The organism is Amycolatopsis rifamycinica (assembly GCF_000695625.1).
GTDB classification, from domain to species: domain Bacteria; phylum Actinomycetota; class Actinomycetes; order Mycobacteriales; family Pseudonocardiaceae; genus Amycolatopsis; species Amycolatopsis rifamycinica.
The window spans coordinates 127011-145968 of sequence record NZ_JMQI01000068.1 but is presented as its reverse complement, the minus strand read 5'-3'; the positions used below and the strand labels follow the sequence as shown (position 1 = coordinate 145968).

The 18958-nt window shown below is 72.8% G+C and carries 15 protein-coding genes; 7 read left to right on the top strand and 8 right to left on the bottom strand.

Going from position 1 to position 18958, the window contains the following annotated elements; all coding sequences use genetic code 11:
- The first annotated feature begins 471 nt into the window (after nt 1-471).
- Complete coding sequence (gene dnaB, locus DV20_RS33365; protein WP_043787113.1) at nt 472-1875, top strand: replicative DNA helicase; 1404 nt, start codon at nt 472-474, stop codon at nt 1873-1875.
- On the opposite strand, the gene DV20_RS33360 is transcribed toward dnaB, so the two are convergent.
- Nucleotides 1872-2324 (bottom strand): MarR family winged helix-turn-helix transcriptional regulator, encoded by a 453-nt coding sequence (locus DV20_RS33360; RefSeq protein WP_043787112.1) that lies wholly within the window; start codon nt 2322-2324, stop codon nt 1872-1874. The genes dnaB and DV20_RS33360 overlap by 4 nt on opposite strands.
- A 66-nt stretch (nt 2325-2390) precedes the next feature.
- Here DV20_RS33360 and DV20_RS33355 point away from each other — a divergent pair, with 66 nt between their 5' ends.
- Nucleotides 2391-2783 carry a MarR family winged helix-turn-helix transcriptional regulator gene (locus DV20_RS33355; RefSeq protein WP_043787111.1) on the top strand — a complete coding sequence of 131 codons (393 nt, stop codon included), beginning with the start codon at nt 2391-2393 and terminating at the stop codon, nt 2781-2783.
- Nucleotides 2784-2849: 66 nt separating this feature from the next.
- The gene (locus DV20_RS33350) at nt 2850-3620 is read left to right on the top strand and encodes a dioxygenase family protein (RefSeq protein WP_043787109.1); all 771 of its coding nucleotides are present in this window, start codon (nt 2850-2852) and stop codon (nt 3618-3620) included.
- A 204-nt stretch (nt 3621-3824) separates the two neighbouring features.
- On the opposite strand, the gene DV20_RS33345 is transcribed toward DV20_RS33350, so the two are convergent.
- Both DV20_RS33345 and DV20_RS33340 read right to left on the bottom strand, forming a co-directional pair.
- A complete protein-coding gene (locus tag DV20_RS33345; protein WP_235191052.1) occupies nt 3825-7340 on the bottom strand; it encodes a beta strand repeat-containing protein in 3516 nt (1171 codons plus the stop codon).
- 207 nt (nt 7341-7547) lie between these two features.
- Nucleotides 7548-8555 (bottom strand): hypothetical protein, encoded by a 1008-nt coding sequence (locus DV20_RS33340; protein ID WP_043787106.1) that lies wholly within the window; start codon nt 8553-8555, stop codon nt 7548-7550.
- Between the two features lie 225 nt (nt 8556-8780).
- Between DV20_RS33340 and DV20_RS33335 the strand changes: the two genes are divergently transcribed.
- Genes DV20_RS33335 through DV20_RS33325 form a run of 3 tightly spaced genes read left to right on the top strand, consistent with a single transcriptional unit; the run spans nt 8781 to nt 11775 of the window.
- Nucleotides 8781-9986: an AI-2E family transporter gene (locus DV20_RS33335; protein WP_043787258.1), complete on the top strand. Its 1206-nt coding sequence runs from the start codon at nt 8781-8783 to the stop codon at nt 9984-9986.
- A complete protein-coding gene (gene macS, locus DV20_RS33330; protein WP_043787105.1) occupies nt 9983-11119 on the top strand; it encodes a MacS family sensor histidine kinase in 1137 nt (378 codons plus the stop codon). Before DV20_RS33335 ends, macS begins: the two co-directional genes overlap by 4 nt.
- Nucleotides 11116-11775 (top strand): response regulator, encoded by a 660-nt coding sequence (locus tag DV20_RS33325; protein ID WP_043787103.1) that lies wholly within the window; start codon nt 11116-11118, stop codon nt 11773-11775. Before macS ends, DV20_RS33325 begins: the two co-directional genes overlap by 4 nt.
- A 3-nt stretch (nt 11776-11778) precedes the next feature.
- Here the strand turns inward: DV20_RS33325 and DV20_RS33320 are convergent, their stop codons facing one another.
- Nucleotides 11779-12768, bottom strand: a complete 990-nt coding sequence (locus DV20_RS33320) for a hypothetical protein (protein ID WP_043787102.1) — start codon at nt 12766-12768, stop codon at nt 11779-11781.
- 96 nt (nt 12769-12864) lie between these two features.
- Between DV20_RS33320 and DV20_RS33315 the strand changes: the two genes are divergently transcribed.
- Nucleotides 12865-13527, top strand: a complete 663-nt coding sequence (locus DV20_RS33315) for a DUF1707 SHOCT-like domain-containing protein (protein ID WP_043787101.1) — start codon at nt 12865-12867, stop codon at nt 13525-13527.
- 73 nt (nt 13528-13600) lie between these two features.
- Here DV20_RS33315 and DV20_RS33310 read toward each other — a convergent pair whose 3' ends face one another.
- From DV20_RS33310 to DV20_RS33295, 4 genes are all read right to left on the bottom strand, one after another.
- Nucleotides 13601-15055 carry an MFS transporter gene (locus DV20_RS33310; RefSeq protein ID WP_043787100.1) on the bottom strand — a complete coding sequence of 485 codons (1455 nt, stop codon included), beginning with the start codon at nt 15053-15055 and terminating at the stop codon, nt 13601-13603.
- Between the two features lie 571 nt (nt 15056-15626).
- On the bottom strand, nt 15627-17273 hold the full coding sequence (gene ptsP, locus DV20_RS33305) for a phosphoenolpyruvate--protein phosphotransferase (protein WP_043787099.1): 1647 nt from the start codon (nt 17271-17273) through the stop codon (nt 15627-15629).
- The gene (locus DV20_RS33300; RefSeq protein WP_043787097.1) at nt 17266-18003 is read right to left on the bottom strand and encodes a hypothetical protein; all 738 of its coding nucleotides are present in this window, start codon (nt 18001-18003) and stop codon (nt 17266-17268) included. Before DV20_RS33300 ends, ptsP begins: the two co-directional genes overlap by 8 nt.
- Nucleotides 18004-18031: 28 nt before the next feature.
- On the bottom strand, nt 18032-18901 hold the full coding sequence (locus DV20_RS33295) for a ribokinase (protein ID WP_043787096.1): 870 nt from the start codon (nt 18899-18901) through the stop codon (nt 18032-18034).
- Between the last annotated feature and the right edge of the window lie 57 nt (nt 18902-18958).

Below are 18958 nucleotides of genomic sequence, written 5' to 3'. Positions count from 1 at the left end.
CTACCCTCCGTGATTTCATCCACAGCTCCCTGGGGTCAATGGGCCTGAGCTGGTCCACGACACGCCGAAGGACGGACTTCTCGCGACACGCCGGACGAGTTTTCCGCGAGTTCTCCACACCTTGTACACAGCCTCTGACCTGCGGATTCAGTTAAGCCCAGCACGCTTGTCCCCAACTTGTCCACAGCTCTCGGGGCACCTGTGATTGGTTACCCCCGTTCATCCCCAGGTTGTCCACAGAAGGGTCCCCACCCTGAATTGCCATCGGCCTTCCGGGGGATCTAGCGTGCCCGCTCGGGCCTGTACTCACGGTGGTGCTCCGCGTGTCTGCGGCAGCCGGCCGGCGTTGTCGCCGATCATCGGGGGACGAGGTCCGCCAGGGCCGGTGCACGAGCGCCGGCCCGTGCTTCGAGAGCGAAGATCCGGCATAATCGAACGGATGTTCGACACGATGAGGAGGTGTCCGGGGCGGTGGCGCTGACCGACGACCGCAGTCCGATGTACGCGGAGTCCGACCCGGGTCCGAGCGACCCCGGCCCCGGCGGCTTCGACCGCCAGCCGCCGCAGGACATCCCGGCCGAGCAGTCCGTGCTCGGCGGCATGCTGCTGTCCAAGGACGCGGTCGCCGACGTCATCGAGGCGCTCGGCCCCGACGACTTCTACAAGCCGGCGCACCAGGCGATCTACGACTGCATCCTCGACCTCTACGGCCGTGGCGAGCCCGCCGACCCGATCACCGTGTCGGCCGAGCTGGAGCGGCGCGGAGAGCTGGCCCGCGTCGGCGGGGCCCCCTACCTGCACACGCTGATCGCGACGGTGCCGACGGCGGCGAACGCGGGGTACTACGCGGAGATCGTCTCGGAGAAGGCGGTGCTGCGCCGGCTCGTCGAGGCGGGCACCCGGATCGTGCAGTACGGCTACGGCGCGGCGGCGGGCGACGGCGCGAACATCGACGAGGTCGTCGACCGCGCGCAGGCCGCGATCTACGACGTCACCGAGCGGCGGACCAGCGAGGACTACGTCGCGCTGGAAGAGCTGCTGCAGCCGACGATGGACGAGATCGACGCGATCGCCTCGCGCGGCGGCCAGTCCCAGGGCATCCCGACCGGGTTCGCCGACTTCGACGAGCTGACCAACGGCCTGCACCCCGGGCAGATGATCATCGTCGCGGCCCGCCCCGGTGTCGGCAAGTCGACCCTCGGCCTCGACTTCGCGCGCTCGGCGTCCATTCGGCACGGCCTGACCAGCGTCATCTTCTCGCTGGAAATGAGCCGCACCGAGATCGTCATGCGCATGCTGTCGGCCGAGGCCAAGATCCGCCTCGCCGACATGCGCGGCGGCAAGATGTCCGACGACGACTGGACGCGGCTGGCCCGCCGGATGAGCGAGGTGTCCGAGGCGCCGCTGTTCGTCGACGACTCGCCGAACATGACGATGATGGAGATCCGCGCCAAGGCCCGGCGGCTGAAGCAGCGGCACGACCTCAAGCTCGTCGTCCTCGACTACCTCCAGCTGATGACGTCCGGCAAGCGCGTGGAGTCGCGGCAGCAGGAAGTCTCGGAGTTCTCCCGGCAGATGAAGCTGCTGGCCAAGGAGATCGAGGTCCCGGTGATCGCGATCAGCCAGCTGAACCGTGGTCCGGAACAGCGCACGGACAAGCGCCCGATGCTGTCCGACCTGCGTGAGTCCGGCTCACTGGAGCAGGACGCCGACCTCGTCATCCTGGTCAACCGCCCGGACGCCTGGGAGCGGGACGACCCGCGCGCGGGCGAGGCGGACCTGATCATCGCGAAGCACCGCGCCGGGCCGACGGCGACCATCACCGTCGCGCACCAGCTGCACTACAGCCGCTTCGTCGACCTCTCGCACGACTAGCCGAGAGCGCTGTACCCGCGGACGAACGCCGTGAGGAGCCGGCCGAAGTTCTCGCGGTCCTCCTCCGGCCAGTCCGCCATGACCTCGGCGAACACCCCGCGCCGGAAGGCGTGCAGTTCGTCGAGGTGTGCCTGGCCGGCGGGCGTCGGCACGAGCACCGCACGCCGTCCGTCGCGCTGATCGGCTTCGCGGCGAAGCAGCCCTTGCTCGACAGCGCGCGCGACGAGCCGGCTGGCGCGCGGCTGGTCGACGCCCATCGCCGCGCTCAGGGCCGTCACGGTGCTGGGTTCCCCGCGTTCGGCGAGCTCTTCGACGACGTCGAGCAGCTCGAACACCGGGTCGTGCGCCCCGCGGCCCCTGGCCTTGCCGATGCGGCTGAGGGCCCGCCGCTGCTGGCTGCGGCGGATCGCGATCATGGCGCGCTCGACGTCGGCCACGGCGTCCGGCATGGTTGCTCCACCTCCGAACTGAATGTACTTTTACATGTAGTTGTTCGTTGACATATCGGAGTCCTCATGAAACCCCTCGGCTGGTGGCTGCGCCACCTCCACGAGCTCCTCGAATCCTCCATGGCCCAGGTCCTCGACGCGGAGTCACTGACCCGCCGGCACTGGCAGGTACTCAACACGATCGCCCTCGGCGCCCGCACGCCGGAGCAGGTCGACACGGCGATGGCGCCGTTCGTCGCCGGAGAGGGCTCGATGGCGCCGAAGGTGGCCGACCTGCGCACCCGCGGCTGGGTCGCCGAGGACGGCACCCTGACCGCCGACGGCCGAGCCGCCCACGCCCGGGTCGAAGAGCGCGTCAAGGAGTTCCGCGCAAAAGCCGTCGAGGGGATCGGCGAGGACGACTACCGCACCACGCTGCGAACGCTGGAACAGTGCGCCGCCAACCTCGGAGCCGCCTGAGGAATATCCGAGGGCGCGCCGGTGTCGACTACATAGTAGTTGAACTTTCAAGCACTGGAGCGCTCGATGACCCGCACCCCGGTTCTCTACCTCAGCCACGGCGCCCCGCCGCTCGCCGACGACACGACGTGGACCCGCCAGCTCGCCGAATGGTCCGCCGACCTGCCGGAACCCCGCGCGATCCTGGTCGTGTCGGCGCACTGGGAAGAGGCGCCGCTGACCATCGGGGCGACGACGACCGTGCCGCTCGTGTACGACTTCTGGGGCTTCCCCGAGCGCTACTACCGGGTGAAGTACGCGGCTCCCGGCGCGCCCGAGCTGGCGGCGAAGGTCCGGAAGCTGCTGCGCTCGACGGAGACGCCGGTGCACGACGCCCCGGAGCGCGGCCTCGACCACGGCGCCTACGTGCCGCTGGTGGAGATGTTCCCCGGCGCCGACGTCCCGGTGCTGCAGGTCTCGATGCCCTCGCTCGATCCGCGGGAGCTGTTCGACCTCGGCCGCAAGCTCGCGCCGTTGCGCGACGAAGGCGTGCTGATCATCGGCAGCGGCTTCTTCACCCACAACCTGAGCGGCATGGCCCGCGCCACCGACGGGACGCCGCCCGCCTGGTCGGCCGAGTTCGACCACTGGGGAGCCGAGGTCCTGGGCAGCGGCGACGTCGACACGCTGCTGGACTTCCGGCACAAGGCGCCGGCGGCGACGCTCGCCCACCCGCGGATCGAGCACTTCGCGCCGCTGTTCGTCTCCCTCGGCGCCACCTCGGACGAGCGTTCGGGTCGCACGGTCATCGACGGCTTCTGGCACGGCCTGGCGAAGCGTTCGCTCCAGTTTTCCTGATCGCCCCGGAGACGCGAGCGAGCCCCAGGAGCCGGGTGGCTCCTGGGGCTCGTCGTCTCCAGGGAAGGAGAGCCTTTCGGTTCCGCTGTCGCGGGCCGGGGCGCTCCGTGCGAGGTCACCCTCGCGGCGCGGTGGAGCGCCTGTCCGCGGCAGTGGGATCGGGGGCCGGGCGGGCTCTGGCTGAGCCCGCCCGGCTTCGGTGCACTACTTGCGCTTGATCAGGCCGATCAGCTTCGCGAGGAAGCCGGTGGAGTCCAGGCCCGACATCGCCGGCACCTGCGGGGCGCTGTCCAGCAGCGGCAGCTTGGCGTTCACCGGCAGCTCGGCCGGAACGGCCGGGGTGACCGGCAGGGCCGAGGTGGACGGCAGGGCCGGAGCGGCCGGCAGCGCGACGGGCAGTTCACCGGTCGGCAGGTCCGCACGCGGAGTCTGGCCCGGCAGCACGGCCGGCAGCGCCGGCATGGCCACGGGCAGGGCCGCGGCCGGCAGGCCCGCACCACGCAGGTCCGCACGCTCGGTCTGACCCGGCAGCACGGCCGGCAGCGCCGGCAGCGCCACGGGAAGGCCCGCGGCCGGCACGCCCGCACCACGCAGGTCCGCACGCTGGGTCTGGCCCGGCAGCAGCCCACCCACGGCCGGCAGCGCCGGCAGGCCCGCGGCCGGCAGGCCCGCGCCACGCAGGTCGGCACGCTGCGTCTGGCCCGGCAGCACGCCGCCCACGGCCGGCAGGGTCGCCTTCGGCAGCGCCGGCGTGCCGGTGAGGCCGCCGACGGCCGGCAGCTGCGCCGACTTCGTCAGCCCGGCGAGCGGGGTGGCGGCCGACGGGACGTCAGCGCGCTCGAGGCCGACCGGAATCGTCGTGGGCACCGAGGGGAGGCCGTCGGCGGACACCTCGGCGTCCGGCAGCTTCGGGGCCAGGCCGGTCGCGGAGGGCAGCTTGCGGACCGGCAGTCCGGCGGTCGGCAGGTTGCTGGCGAGCCCGGACACGGAGGGCAGGCCCTGGGTGGACAGCCCGCCGATCGGCAGCTTGCCGGTCAGCCCGTTCAGCGACGGCAGCTCACCGGTGATCGGCAGGCCGCCGAGCAGACCGCCCAGCGAAGGCAGTCCCTTGGCCGGCAGGCCGCTGCGGACCGCCGCCAGCGACGGCAGTTCGCCGGCCGCCAGCTCCGCGCCCTCGGCCGGGAAGAGGGTGTCCTCGTCCTCGTCGACGCGCGTCAGGTTCGCCGCTTGCGCCGTGGCGACCCCGAGCAGTTCGAACGGCACCCCGAAGATCTGCACGGGAGCGGCGAACGCGCCGTACAGGTTGTTGCCCGACACGCTGGAGTGGTCGCCCGCGGTGACGGACTTGCCGCCGTTCTCCGTGGCCAGCGTGTTGCCGCCGAGAGCGTGCGCCACGCCGCCCACGGCCGCCGAGTCGCCGAACATCTGCGCGATCGCGGTCAGCGGCAGGTCGAGGATGTTGCCGGAGAGCGCGCCTTCGACACCGGAGGTGGTGTCGTCGCCCGCGTTGTCGACCTCGGTCATGTTGATGCCGGCGCCCCTGGCGACACCCACGACGCCGGGGGCGTCACCGAAGACCTGCGCCACCGCCAGCGGGTCCGCGCCGACGATGTTGCCGGCCACGCTGCCGCGGTCGCCACTGGTGGTGGCGTCGCCGCCCGCCTCGGAGTCGACGTCGTTGGTGCCCTCGCCGGTGCCCAGCGCGGCCCCGGCGATCCCGTCGCCGAAGACCGAGCCGGCGCCCGCGACCGGGGCCTTCACGATGTTGCCGGTCAGCGCACCGTCGCGGCCGTCGGTCACGGCGTCGCCGCCCGCCGTCACGTCGGTGATGTTGTCGTTCTTACCGGTGCCGATGCCACCGACCGCGCCACCGACGCCCATCGCCTGCACGGGCAGCGCGACCGGGGCCTCGACGATGTTGCCCGCGGCGGAACCCGCCGGGCCGTGGGCCTTGACGTCGCCGCCCGCGTTGGACGTCGTGTCGGTCGAGCCCTTGCCGTGGCCCTGGCCGAGGAGAGCGCCACCGATGTTGGCCGCCTGCACCGGGGTCGAGAGCGGGACGGTGCCCAGGTTCGAGCTCAGGAAGCCGCCGTCGTCCACGGTGCTGCCACCGCCGCCGCCGGAGACGACCTTGGTTTCGTCGGCCGCGCCGGAGCCCTGGCCGATGAACGAGCCGCCGATGCCGAAGACCTCGGCGGGCAGGCCGACCGGGACCTGGACGAGGTTGCCCGAGCCGGCCGAGTCGTTGCCCTGCGTGCCGTCGTACGCCCCGGCGGTGACCGTCTTGTCTTCGGTCGCCGTGCCGGTCGCGTTGCCGATGTGGCTGCCGCCGACGCCGAAGACCTCGGGCGCGCCCGCGGCCTGCGTGTTGACGATGTTGCCGCCGAGGACGGCGCGGTTGCCCTTGGTGTAGCTGCCGTTGCCGGCGTTGGCGTCGGTCGTGTTGTCGTGCGCGGAGGTCGCCTGGCCGATGTAGGTGCCACCGATGCCGAAGGCCTCGACCGGCAGCGCGAGCGACGGGTTCAGGACGTTGCCCGACCCGCTCGAGTCGTCGCCGGTCGTCTTGACGAAGCCACCCGAGTCGACAGTGCTGGAGGAGCTGCCGACGCACGGGAGGCCGGAGGAGGCGTTGCCGATCCACGAGCCCGCGACACCCGCGACGTTCGCGATCGGGGAGAGCGAGGCCGCCCCGGCGTTGCCGGACAGGAACGAGTCGTCGCCGCTGGTCTCGAGGTAGGTCGGGATGCCCAGGCTGCCCTTGCGGGTGGCCCCGGCGAACGCGTCCGCGGAGGTGACGCAGCCGGCGGCGTTCGCCAGCGAGCCCCACACCGCACCGGCGTTGCAGTTGAACTTGGCCGGCAGGGCGATCGGCGCACCGACCACGTTGCCCGAGTCCGAGGCGTTGTCACCGGAGCTCAGCAGCGAGCCGCCGGACGCCGCGACGGTGTCGGCCTGGTAGCCGTGGCTCTGCCCGTTGCCGAGCAGGTACGAAGCGGCGTTGCCGGTCACCTGCACCGGGGTGGCGAACTGCCCCGCCACCACGTTGCCCGAGAGGGCCGAGCCGTCGCCGTTGGTGTCGACGTCGCCGGTCTCGGTCGTGCTCTGGCTGGCCGAACCCCCGGTCACGCGGCCGGTGCCGCCGGCGGCACCGGCGCCGTTGCCGGCGATCTGGACGGGGAGCGCCCAGTCGAGGACGACGGCGTTGCCCGCGATGCTCGAGTTTTCGCCGGTCGTCTTGACGTCCTGGTCGTGGCCCCAGGTCTGCTGGTGCTGGGTGCCGTTGACGTGCGCGTCACCGACCACGCCGACCGCGTTGTCCACGATCTGGATCGGGACGACGACGTCGCCACTGATCTTGTTGCCCTTGAGGTTGTTGTGGCCCGGGGTGAAGCCACCCGCACCGTCGGCCTGGGACGAGCCGCCCAGGGTGGTGTCGTTGACGGGGCTCGAGTAGTCGAGGTGCTTGGAGCCCTCGTTGACGGCCTTGCTGACCGGCTTGGTGCTCAGCTCCGTCTGCCCGGCGGGCAGGTCCAGCTGGCCGAAGGGGGTGCCGACCGCGTTGTTGGCTTCCTGGATCGGAGCCGTCACGTTCAGGTCGAGCGGCGAGGCAGGGGTGTCAGGGTTGACGTTCTCGTCAGCCGAGGCGATGCCGGTGCCCAGCATCAGCAACCCACCCGTGACAAATGCGGTCTGGAGTCCGCGCTTTGCCCACGTCTGCATGGGGTTTTTCTCCTTTATTTCGGGTTCCCTTGCGGGTTCATGAGGGTGCGCCCGTCGAAAGAGGAAGGCGTCCGAGCGCACCGAGGGGGGGGTGGAACTTCTTGCGGGCGCGAGAAAGCGCACCGCCGTGTCACGGGTGTGGAGCGGACGCGAAGCCGTCAGGGAACGACGGAGGTGGACGCGTCAGCGACCCGTGGAGGGAGGTGTTCAGTCAGGAGTGACGCCGGGCTGTTCGCCCGGGGTGCGCAGCGAGTGGCGCAGGCCGGCGCGGCTCATCGCCGCGACGGCGGTGTCGACGGCTTCGGTCGTCCAGAAGGGGACGCCGAAGTTGAAGCCGTCGAGGTGTCCACCGGGGGCCGTGGTGCCACCCGGGGCGGTGGGGACGGCCGGCGCGACCGGAAGCTGCGCCGGGTTCAGCGGCGACGGCAGGTCACCGCGGCCGTGGCGGGAATGCCCCGCGGCCCCGGTGACGTCGTCGGGCTGCCAGCCCGCCGGCATCGCGAGCGCGGCTCGCAGTGCGGCGGGGAGTTCGACGGTCGAGACGGCGGGCGTGCCCGCCCCCTCACCGGTGGTGGTCACCGGCTCCGCCCCGGCCGGGGCGAGACCCGGGAGGCCGGGGAACGGGACCAGGTCGCCGTGCCCGGCCGGGTCGAGCAGCTGCCACACCTGGCGGCCGAAGTTCTTGGCCGGCGCGGGGGCGATGGTCTCCTCGATGACCTGGCGGGTGTCCTCGGGCTTGCGCGCGATGTGCTCGAACGCGCCGAGGGTGCGCTGGGCCGGGCTCAGCACCGCGTCGTCGACGAGGTCCGTCACCGAGGCGTCGACGTGCTCGGACACCTCGTGCCCGACCGTGGCGGCGTCGGTGGGGCCGCACGGGCGCGGGGCCTGCGGCTCGCTCCACGTCGTCGCTTCCTGGTGGCAGGCCACCTCGGCGACCCCGCCGGCGACCTCGCCGGAGAAGTGCCCGGCACCGCGGTTCGCGTCGCCGATCCCGGCCACGGTGGCGTCGGTGACCGGGGTGACCGAGGCGGTGCCCACCTGGACGGTGCCGCCGGAAGTGGTGTCCGCGGAAGCAGTGTCGGCGGAAGCGGCGGCGCCGGAGACCAACCACGCGGCGGCGGTGCCCGCCACCGCGCCACCGACCACGAGCAGCGCACGCGACACGAGACGGCCGACGCGCTTGGCGCCCTGCCCCTCGTTCGCGGTGATCGCCACTCGTCGTCTCCTCGTGCTGGGTTCGTGATCCGGCCGTTGCGAAAGCGACCTAATCAAACCGGCGCGCCGCCGCGCATCCTCGACACGACTTGATGCCCCCATCGTGTGAAAGACACATCGTGTAGCCCGGTCTGACGGTCGGTGATCACGCCTGGCCGGCCCGTGTGCCGGACGCGGCGGCGGGAAAGCGGCCGGATCGGGCGGTCCAGCCGCTACGGTGATCCGGTGACCCACGCGCGACGCGAAGACCCGTTCCTGCCGGAGCACGAGGACGTCACCGGGCTGATCCCCCGGGGCCTGCGCATCAGCGCGGCCCTGGCGTGGCGGCTGATCGTGGTGGCCGCGGCGTTGTACGCCGTGGGGTGGGTGGTCGGCCGCCTGTCCGTCGTCGTGATCCCGCTGGGCATCGCCCTGCTGCTCTCGGCGCTGCTCGCGCCGGCCGTGCAGAAGCTCGTGGCCGTCCGGTTCCCGCGGGGACTCGCGACGGCGATCGTGCTGATCGCGGGGCTCGCCGTGCTGGGCGGCCTGCTGACGTTCGTCGTCACGCAGTTCTCGAGCGGGCTGCCCCAGCTGCAGAAGCAGCTCAACGACAGCCTCAACCAGATCAAGGACTGGCTGATCAACGGCCCGGTGCACCTGCGCCAGGAGCAGATCCAGGAGTTCATCAACCAGGTCTTCGGGTTCCTGCAGAACAACCAGAGCTGGCTCACCGACACGGCGCTGACCACGGCGGGCACGGTCGGCGAGATCGTCACCGGCTTCCTGCTCACGCTGTTCATCACCATCTTCTTCCTCAGCGGCGGCGAGGGCATCTGGACGTTCCTGGTGCGGGTCGCGCCCGGCCGGGTCCGCAACCGCGTGGACGTCGCCGGGCGCCGCGGGTTCGCGTCGCTGGTCAGCTACGTGCGGGCGACGGCGGCCGTGGCGGTCGTCGACGCCGTCGGCATCGGCGTCGGGCTGTGGATCGTGGGCGTGCCGCTGGTGATCCCGCTGGCCACGCTGGTGTTCCTCGGCGCGTTCATCCCGATCATCGGCGCGGTCATCACCGGCGGCGTCGCCGTGCTGATCGCCCTGGTCACGAACGGCTTCATCGGCGCGGTGATCGTGCTGGCCATCGTGATCGGCGTGATGCAGCTGGAAAGCCACGTGCTGCAGCCGCTGCTGCTCGGGCGCGCGGTGAAGCTGCACCCCCTCTCCGTCGTCCTCGCCATCACCGTCGGCCTCGTCGTGGGCGGGATCGCCGGCGCCCTGATGGCGGTGCCGATCCTGGCCGTGCTCAACGCGGGCGTCCGGTCCCTGCTGCACGAGGAGAACCCGGACCCGGCCGAGGTGAACGTCCTCGCCGACCAAGCCGCGCAGCCGAACGACGCCGAGCCCGGGTCCCCGGGCGCCACGGTGCCCACCCGCGGCGAGGACGACGAAGAGAAGTGACCGTCCGCAGGACGCCCGACCCGGTCACGCCCATGTGGCGGGGCGTGACCGCCTTCCGCTTCCTGACCTGGGCGTTCGCCTGCGGCACGGTGATCGTCCAGAGCGGCGAGTACCGGCGCGAGTGGCTGGCGTGGACGATCGTCGGCGTGATGGCCGTCTGGTCGGCCGTGAGCGGCTTCCTCTACCTGCGCGAGCGGACGCGGCCGCCCGCGCTGGTCGTCTTCGACCTGGTGCTCACCACCGGGCTGCTGCTGACGTCGCCGTGGGTGCTCAGCGACACGCAGTTCGCACAGAACGTCCCGCTCATCACCACGGTGTGGGCGGCCGTGCCGCCGGTGGCCGCGGGCGCGCGGTTCGGCGCGGTCGGCGGGGTGCTCGCCGGCCTGGTCGTCGGCGTGGCGACCGCGCTGGCGCGGGAGAAGTTCGACATCGACGTCGCTCGTGACGGCGTCCTGCTCGCCGCCGCCGGGCTGCTCGTCGGCATGGCTTCGACGATGGCCCGGCGGTCGGCGGCGCGGCTGGAGCAGGCGCTGCGGAAGGAAGCGGCGACGGCCGAGCGCGAGCGGCTGGCCCGGTCGATCCACGACAGCGTGCTGCAGGTGCTCGCCCGCGTCCGCAAGCGCGGCAACGAGGTCGGCGGCGAAGCGGCGGAGCTGGCCCGGCTGGCCGGCGAGCAGGAGATCGCGCTGCGGTCGCTGGTCACGACCGAGCCGGTGAAGCCGAACGAAAGCGGCCGGACGAGCCTGCGGGCCGCGTTGCAGCTGCTCGCGACGTCGTCGGTGCAGGTTTCGGCCCCCGCGGACGACGTCGAGCTGCCGGCGCACGTCACAGGCGAGCTCGTCGCCGTCACCCGCGAAGCGCTGTCGAACGTCGAGAAGCACGCAGGCCCGGATGCGCACGCGTGGGTGCTGCTGGAGGACCTCGGCGACGAGGTCGTGGTGAGCATCCGCGACGACGGACCGGGCATACCGGACGGCGTTCTCGAGCAAGCCGCCGCGGACGGGCACCTCGGCGTGGTGGAATCCATCCGGGGGCGGGTCCGCGACCTCGGGGGAAGCGCGACCCTCGACACCGGGCCCGGCCGGGGCACGGAGTGGGAGGTCAGGGTGCCGAGTACGAGGGGTGCGAGATGAGCGACGAACCGCAGATCTCCGTGATGGTGGTCGACGACCACCCGATCTGGCGCGACGGGGTGGCCCGCGACCTCACCGAACACGGCTTCGACGTGCGGGCGACCGCGCCGGACGCCGACGCGGCGGTGCGGATCGCCCGCACCGTGCAGCCGGACGTCGTCCTGATGGACCTCAACCTCGGCAGCACGTCGGGCGTGGACGCCACCCGCGAGATCACCGCGGCGCTGCCGTCGACGAAGGTGCTGGTGCTTTCGGCGAGCGGCGAGCACAAGGACGTCCTGGAGGCGGTGAAGGCGGGCGCGTCCGGCTACCTGGTCAAGTCGGCGTCCGCGGTGGAGCTGGTCGACGCCGTGCACCGGACGGCCGCGGGCGACCCGGTGTTCACCGCGGGCCTGGCCGGGCTGGTGCTCGGCGAGTACCGGCGGATGGCCGACGCGCCGGCCGAGGGGGCCGAGCCGCCGAGGCTGACCGAGCGCGAAACCGACGTCCTGCGCCTGGTCGCGAAGGGGCTGACCGCCCGGCAGATCGCCGAGCGGCTGGTGCTGTCGCACCGCACGGTGGAGAACCACGTGCAGTCGACGCTGCGGAAGCTGCAGCTGCACAACCGCGTCGAGCTGGCCCGGTACGCGATCGAGCACGGCCTCGACGGGGAGTGACCCTCAGGGGATGATCGCGAGGCCGGACCAGTCGCTCTTCGGCAGCGCGGCCTGGCCCAGGCGCCACTGCGGTTCGCCGGGGTGCCAGGCGGCGAGAACGCGGTCGGCGAGCACCAGGTCACCGGCGGCCGACCAGGCGAAGCCGCGGTCGAGGTGCTCGGTGACGAACGGCATCCCGGGAGCGTGGTCCCAGGTCGGCCCGGACGGGCGCAGCAGCCAGATGTCCCTCGTCTGCGTGTTGGTGCCGCGGTAGGCGGGGTTCGCGAAGTCGACGGCCCAGACGGCTCCTTCGCGCGAGGGCACCACGGTGGGCGCCGCGCCGATCGAGGGCCGGTTGAGCTTCTGGCTGCGGTTGTCCCGCAGGTCGACCAGGGTGAGGTCGGTCAGGCCGTCGAGCAGCATCCAGTCACCGGCCGCGCCGAGGATGCGCGGCGCCTGCCGGATCGTGCGGCCGGTCGCCGGCTCGATCAGGGCGTCGGTCGACTCGGCGGCGTCGGCGTTGATGGTGATCAGCAGGCCGTGCGCGGTCTCGGTCCGCACCCGGGTGCGGCAGCTGGCCGGCTGGCCGCGGCCGAGCTCGCCCGCGGCGAACGAGACGTGCTGGAGACGGCAGTCGTCCGGCGCGTCCTGCCGGATCAGCCACAGCCCTTCGCCGCCGGCGTCCGGCGCCGCCGACCAGGCGCGGCCGAAGGATCGCGGCGGGCTCGATGGCCCGGTGTACTCGAGGATCTCGAAGGGCTCGGGGTTCCGGGTGTCGCGGGGGCGGGCCGTCAGGACGACGTGCGTCCCGGCGCGGACGGCGTCCAGCCGGACGTCGCCGCCGGGGTAGCCGGGCGGGCTGACGGCGGTGCCGCGGTCGGCGTCGAACAGGGTGGGTCCGGCGGTCGGCAGCAGCGCGGTGACGCCGATGCCGCCGGTCGCCTGGATGCCGGACAGTTCCGCCAGCGGAGCGGGCGGTGGCGGCGGCGGGTCGGCGGTGCACCCGGCCAGCACGACGGCGGCCGCGACCGCGGCGGCGACGCGGAATACGGGTCCGTTCAGGGTTTTCCCCCGATCTCCCTGGTGATATCCGGTTCTACCATCGTGGGCATGGGCGAGGAAGAGACCGTTGCGGCGGAACCGGTGACCGAAACCAAGCCGTTGAGCGAGCGCGATCTCCGGGTGTCGGACGACGAGCGCGAGCACGTCGTCGGCGTGCTGCAGAAGGCGATCGGCCGCGGCATGATCGACCTCGACGAGTTCACCGAGCGCACGGACCGCGCGCTGGCGTCGAGGACGCGCGGTGAGCTGAACGCCGTGCTGGCCGACCTCGCCGGGCTGTACCACCCGGCCGCGGCGCTGGCCGCCGCTCCGGCGTACGCGCCTCCGGTGGGCTACCCGGGCTACTCGACCGGGCAGCGGTTCGAGCTGAACGCGAAGTACTCGTCGCTCGTCCGCGGCGGGCCGTGGGTGGTGCCGTCCGAGCTGGTGGTGCGCAACAAGTACGGCTCGACGAAGCTGGACTTCACCGAGGCCCAGGTGCAGTCGCCGGTGGTGCACATCGAGCTGGACGCCAAGTGGGGCTCGGTCGAGATCATCATCCCGGAGCACGCCTCGGTGGACCTCAACGCGATCAGCGACGTCAAGTTCGGCGCGATGGAGGACAAGACGCGCAGCAACGGGCGGATGGGCAACCCCCGGTACGTGCTCACCGGCCGCGTCCACGGCGGATCGCTGGTCGTCCGCCACCCGCGGCGCGGGCTCTTCGGCTAGCCGGGGCCCCTCTGCCCCCGGCGTCAAGAAGGCCTCCCCACCCAGGCATCGGGTGGGGAGGCCTTCGCCGTCGTCAGACGGCCAGCGGCCGGATCGAGCGCAGGTGCCGGGCCACGAAGAAGACCAGGACGGCGAACCCGGCGGCGGCGAGCCCGGCGACGACGTGCAGCCCGGTGGGGAGGCCGTGGGAGCGGACGACGGCGTTGCCGAGCGTGCCGACGGTGGCGAGGCCGAAGGCGTAGCCGAACTCGTTGACGGTCTGGGCCAGCGAAGCGGCGGCGCCCGCCTTGCGCACCGGAACCGAGCCGACGACGAGGTCGGTGCCCAGCGCGACCATCGGCCCGACCCCCAGCGACGTCACGGCGAACCCGAGGGACGGCCAGACCGGCCCGGCCCCGGGCGCGACGAGGGTGAGGATCGCCATCCCGGCCGCGGCGAGGGCCACCCCGCTCGCGATCAGCCTCCCGGGCCGCACCCGGCGGGCGAGCACGGGCGCGGCGAGGAAGCTGACGGTGGAGGCGGCCATCCCCGGCAGCAGCCCCAGCGCGGCCCCGACCGGTGTGAGGTGCTGCGCGAGCTGGAAGAACTGGGCGACGAACAGCATGGTGGTGCCGCCGAGCATGCTGAACAGCAGCATCCCGCCGAGCGTGGTCCGGAACGCCTTGGCGGCGAAGAGGCTGAAGTCGACGAGCGGGTCGTCGAGCGTGCGCTGCCGCTTCACGAAGACGTACCCGACGATCAGGCCGGCGCCCAGTGCGAGCACCGGAACGGTCCGGAGCCCGTCGCGGGCGATTTCCTTGACGCCGTAGACGACGGGCAGGATCGCGCCGAGGGAGAGGGCGACACTGGGGAAGTCGAGGCGCCCGGCGGTCTCGTCCCGGTACTCGGGCAGCAGTTTTGGACCGATGACCAGCAGAAGGACCATGGCGGGAACACCGAGCAGGAAGACCGAGCCCCACCAGAAGTGCTCGAGCATGAAGCCGCCGACCATCGGCCCGACGATCGCGCCGACGGTGAAGCAGCCGGCCCAGATCCCGATGGCTTCGGCCCGCTGGCGCGGGTTTTCGAACATGGTGCCGATGAGCGAGAGCGTGGAGGGAGCGAGGGTGGCCCCCGCGATCCCGAGCGCGGCCCGCGCGGCGATCAGCATCCCGGCACTGGTGGAGAAGGCGGCGAGAACGGAGGCGCCCCCGAAGGCGGCGGCCCCGATGAGCAGCAGTTTCCGCCGCCCGATGCGGTCACCGAGGGTCCCCATGGTGACCATGAACCCGGCGACCATGAAGCCGTAGGTGTCCATGATCCAGAGCTGTTCGGTGCCGTCGGCGTGCAGGCTGACGGCGAGTTTGGGAAGGGCGAGCACGAGGACGAAGACGTCCAGCGAGACGAGGAGGGTGGGCAGAGCCAGCACGGCCAGCCCGATCCACGCCCGGCGCCCAGCCCTGACGGCTGCCGGCCCACCGGCCGGGGCCTCTGCTTTGCCGGCCGGGGCCTCGGCCCGGCCGGCCGGGGCGGAGGTGGTGGCGGTCATGGTGAGGTCCTCTCGACTCGGGTGCTTTCGCTTCTCACCTCTTCGTCGAGCGGCCACGGGCGGGATCGACAACGGCCCGGAAGTTTCTGCGGCCGTCCCGGGGGAGCCCCGGGACGGCCTTGGGCGGGTTGTCCACACCCCTCGGTCAATGTGGACAACCACGCCGGTTCAGGTTCGCACAGTTCAGCACCGTCGGTGATGACCGATAGACTGAAAGTGGGGGGCGCCCCTGCGGGCGGGGGATGATTCGCGCGGGGCGAAACGAACGGGCTGGGCAGATCGGGCTCAGCCGGCCCGAGAGGAGCCCAGCTTAAGCGGGCTCCCGGTCGAGGCGAGCCCGGGCCGGGTAGGTGGCGAGCTGGACCAAGGCTTCGCCGCCGAGCAGCGCCGGGCGCTCAGAGGCCGGCCTGCTCCTTGGCGCCGACCACGCCCCGGCGGTCAGGACCGGCCACATTCCGCGCCGCAGGTTTCGGTGGTCCGGGTGGCTGCGGTCGAAGCCGGCCCGTGTGCGCGCGACGCGACCTGGCCGGGGATGCCGGTGGCCAGGTCGGCGTCGGGCGTTGTCAGTACCTCAGGGGCGGGCCGCCGCGCGGGCGGCTGCCGGGTTTGCCGTGGCCAGGGTTGCCTCCGCCAGGGCCTCGCACTCCGCGAGCGTTGCCGCCGCCAGGCTGGCTCCCACCGCGCGGACTGCCGGGGCGTTCATCGACAGGCTCGTCAGGCCCAAGCCCGCCAGGACCAGGGCCAAGCGCGGGTCGGCGGCCGCTTCGCCGCAGACGCCCGCTGGTTTGCCGGTGGCCTTGGCCGCGTCGCCGATCAGTTTCAGGAGGCGCAGGAGCCCTGGCTGCCACGGGTCGTTGAGCTTGGCCACCGCGCCCAGCTGGCGGTCCGCCGCGAACGTGTACTGGGCCAGGTCGTTCGTGCCCACCGAGACGAAGTCCACGACCTCGAGGATCTCGCGGGCGGTGAGCGCCGCCGCCGGGATCTCGATCATCACGCCCGCGCGGGCGATGCCGGCCGCTCGGACCCGCTCGGCGAACCAGGCCGCTTCCTCGACCGTCGCGACCATCGGGGCCATCACCGAGACCTCGGCGCCCGAGTCGTCCGCCGCGCCGGCGATCGCTTCGAGCTGGCGGTCCAGGACCTCGGGGCGGTCGAACGCCACGCGCAGCCCCCGGACGCCGAGGGCCGGGTTCGGTTCGGCCTCCGGGGACAGGAAGGCCAGGGGCTTGTCGGCGCCCGCGTCGAGGGTCCGGACGATCACCGGCTTGCCGCGGAACGGCGAAAGCACCGCCGTGTACGCCGCGCGCTGGTCGGCCACCGACGGCTCGTCCGAAGCGTCCAGGTAGCAGAACTCGGTGCGGAACAGGCCGACCCCTTCGGCGCCCGCGTCCGCCGCGGCCTGGGCGTCGGCCGGGGAGCCGACGTTGCCGTAGACCTTCACGCGGTGACCGTCGGCCGTCGCGCCCGTGCCGTTCCACTCGGCGAGCTGGGCCACCGTGGCCGTGACGACCGGGGCCGACGGGTCCGCAGCCTCGACCGTGCCCGCGTCGCCGTCGACCGCAAGCGCTTGCGCGTCCAGGGCCAGCAGGCCGCGCACCGCGACGACGGCCGGGATGCCCAGGGCACGCGCCAGGATCGCGGTGTGGCTCGTCGGGCCGCCCTCTTCGGTGACCAGGGCGAGGACCTTCGCCGGGTCGAGACCGGCGGTGTCGGCCGGGGCGAGGTCGCGGGCGACCAGCACGCTCGGCGACGCCAGCTCGGGCACCCCCGGCGGCGCGATGCCGAGCAGCTCGGCGATCAGCCGGTCACGCACGTCGCGGACGTCGCGGACGCGCTCGGCCATGTACCCGCCGGCCGCGGCCAGGGCTTCGGCGAAGCCTTCGGCGGCCTGGTAGACGGCGCGCGCGGCGGGCAGTCCCTGCGTCTTGACCAGGGTTTCGGCCTGCGACGCGAGCGCCGGGTCGGCCGCCATCGCCGCGGTCGTGATGAGGATCGTCGCCGCCTCGCCGCTCGCGGTCTCGGCCTGTTTCTCGAGCCGGCCGGCGACGATCGCGGCCGCGGGGACGATCCGGGCGGCTTCGGCGGCCGGATCGGCCGGGACCGGGGTGGCGGCGGGTTCGCCCAGCGGCTCGGCGACGCGGACGACCAGACCACTCGCGCGGCCGGGGCTGACGGCGACCCCGGACAGGGACGCCACGGCGGCATCAGACTCAGGCATGGTCTAGACCATAACGCAGGTAGGCCTGGATATCTCGTGGTGGCGGGCACAAACCTCGCTGCCGTACCTGTTCGATCACCGGCCGGACCTCCTCGTGCCACCAGGAGCCGGCCAGTTCGCCGCGGCTGCGCACCGGCCGTCCGGCCAGCATACGGCGGAAACCCCAGGCCTCGGCCGAGTCGGCGAGCCGGAACCAGTCGGCCGGGTCATCGAGCCACAGGCCGAGGCGGACGTCGTCCGGCAGCGGCACGCGCTCGAGGAACATCCGCTCGGCGGCCTTCGACGGCAGGTCGGCGAGGGTCAGGCAGCGCAGCGCGCAGGCGACCGTGCTGATCCAGCGGACCCGCGCGCGGACGGTCCGGACGCCGCGGGCTCGCGCGATGCCGACGCGGTGGTGGCCGTCCTCGACGAAGAACATGTCGGAGAGCCGCACGAGCCGCACCGGCGGCAGGTCCGCCGTCGTCCGCGTCAGCTGCTCCCAGCGGTCGCGCAGTGCGCGGTTGCGCGGCCGGAACTCGCGGTCGAAGTCCCCGGCGCGGGCGACCGTGCCGACGATGCCTTCCACCGGGACGTCGTAGACGCCTTCGTCGAGCTCGGTCTGCTTGCCGAGTGCCTTGAGCGTCTCGTCGAGCGGCATGATCGCGAGCCGGTCGGGACGGCGGGCGTCGGCGATCGCCCGCAGCTGAGCGGCGTAGCCGCGCCACCAGGCCGAGCTGAACGAGTCGCCCATGTGACGTCCAACACGGCCGTCCGGATGATCATTCCCCCAGGTCGGCGGCGGTCGGGTAGGACGGCTGGGCGCCGGGCCGCGTCACGCTGAACGCCGCGACGCGCACGGCCCGCTTGGCCGCGGAGACCAGGTCGGCGCCGTCGGCGAGCGACGCGGCGAGCGCGCCCGCGAAGGCGTCACCGGCTCCGGTGGTGTCCACGGCCTCGACCTTCGGTGACTCCACCTCGGTCGTGCCGTCCGGTTCGACGACGACCGCGCCGGCCGCGCCGAGCGTGACGACGGCGGCGCGCGGCCCGAGTTCCAGGAGCTCCCGGAAGTCCGCGCCCGGACCGGTGAGCCAGGCGGCCTCGTGCTCGTTGACCAGCAGGACGTCGAGCTTGGCCAGCGTTTCCGGGGAGAGCTTCGCGGCCGGCGAGAGGTTCAGCAGCACCTTCACGCCCCGTTCGGCGGCCCGCGCGACGGCGTGCTCGACGGTCGGCAGCGGCACCTCGAGCGACGCGACCATGACCTCGACCCCGTCGAAAACGGCGTCGACGTCGGCGGGCTCCAGGCTCGAGTTGGCGCCGGGGGACACGAGGATCGAGTTTTCGCCGTCCGGGGTGACGGTGATGTAGGCGATGCCGGTCGGCCGCTCGCTGGTGCGGACGAGCCCGGTGTCGACGCCCGCTGCCCGCAGTGAGTCGAGCAGCAGCCGGCCGTAGGGGTCGTCGCCGACGGCGCCGAGCAGGGCGACGTCGGCGCCGAGCCTGCCCGCCGCGACCGCCGTGTTGGCTCCCTTGCCGCCGGGCGAGAGGACGGTGTCCCCGCCCAGCACGGTCTCGCCACCCGCCGGCCGCCGGTCCACGGCGACGACGAGGTCGGCGTTGGCGGATCCCACAACGAGTACGTCGGAGTTCATACCGCACTGTCCCACGAAAGCCGTCCGACCAGGTCGGGAAGGGTGGACAAGGGGAAA

Bases quoted from the DNA above. Each gene is read 5' to 3' on its own strand.
- DV20_RS33355 (WP_043787111.1), top strand. From the start codon at position 2,391: ATGAAACCCCTCGGCTGGTGGCTGCGCCACCTCCACGAGCTCCTCGAA.
- DV20_RS33360 (WP_043787112.1), bottom strand. From the start codon at position 2,324: ATGCCGGACGCCGTGGCCGACGTCGAGCGCGCCATGATCGCGATCCGC.
- ptsP (WP_043787099.1), bottom strand. From the start codon at position 17,273: ATGCCTGAGTCTGATGCCGCCGTGGCGTCCCTGTCCGGGGTCGCCGTC.
- DV20_RS33315 (WP_043787101.1), top strand. From the start codon at position 12,865: ATGGGCGAGGAAGAGACCGTTGCGGCGGAACCGGTGACCGAAACCAAG.
- DV20_RS33345 (WP_235191052.1), bottom strand. From the start codon at position 7,340: ATGCAGACGTGGGCAAAGCGCGGACTCCAGACCGCATTTGTCACGGGT.
- DV20_RS33295 (WP_043787096.1), bottom strand. From the start codon at position 18,901: ATGAACTCCGACGTACTCGTTGTGGGATCCGCCAACGCCGACCTCGTC.
- DV20_RS33310 (WP_043787100.1), bottom strand. From the start codon at position 15,055: ATGACCGCCACCACCTCCGCCCCGGCCGGCCGGGCCGAGGCCCCGGCC.
- DV20_RS33300 (WP_043787097.1), bottom strand. From the start codon at position 18,003: ATGGGCGACTCGTTCAGCTCGGCCTGGTGGCGCGGCTACGCCGCTCAG.
- DV20_RS33350 (WP_043787109.1), top strand. From the start codon at position 2,850: ATGACCCGCACCCCGGTTCTCTACCTCAGCCACGGCGCCCCGCCGCTC.
- DV20_RS33325 (WP_043787103.1), top strand. From the start codon at position 11,116: ATGAGCGACGAACCGCAGATCTCCGTGATGGTGGTCGACGACCACCCG.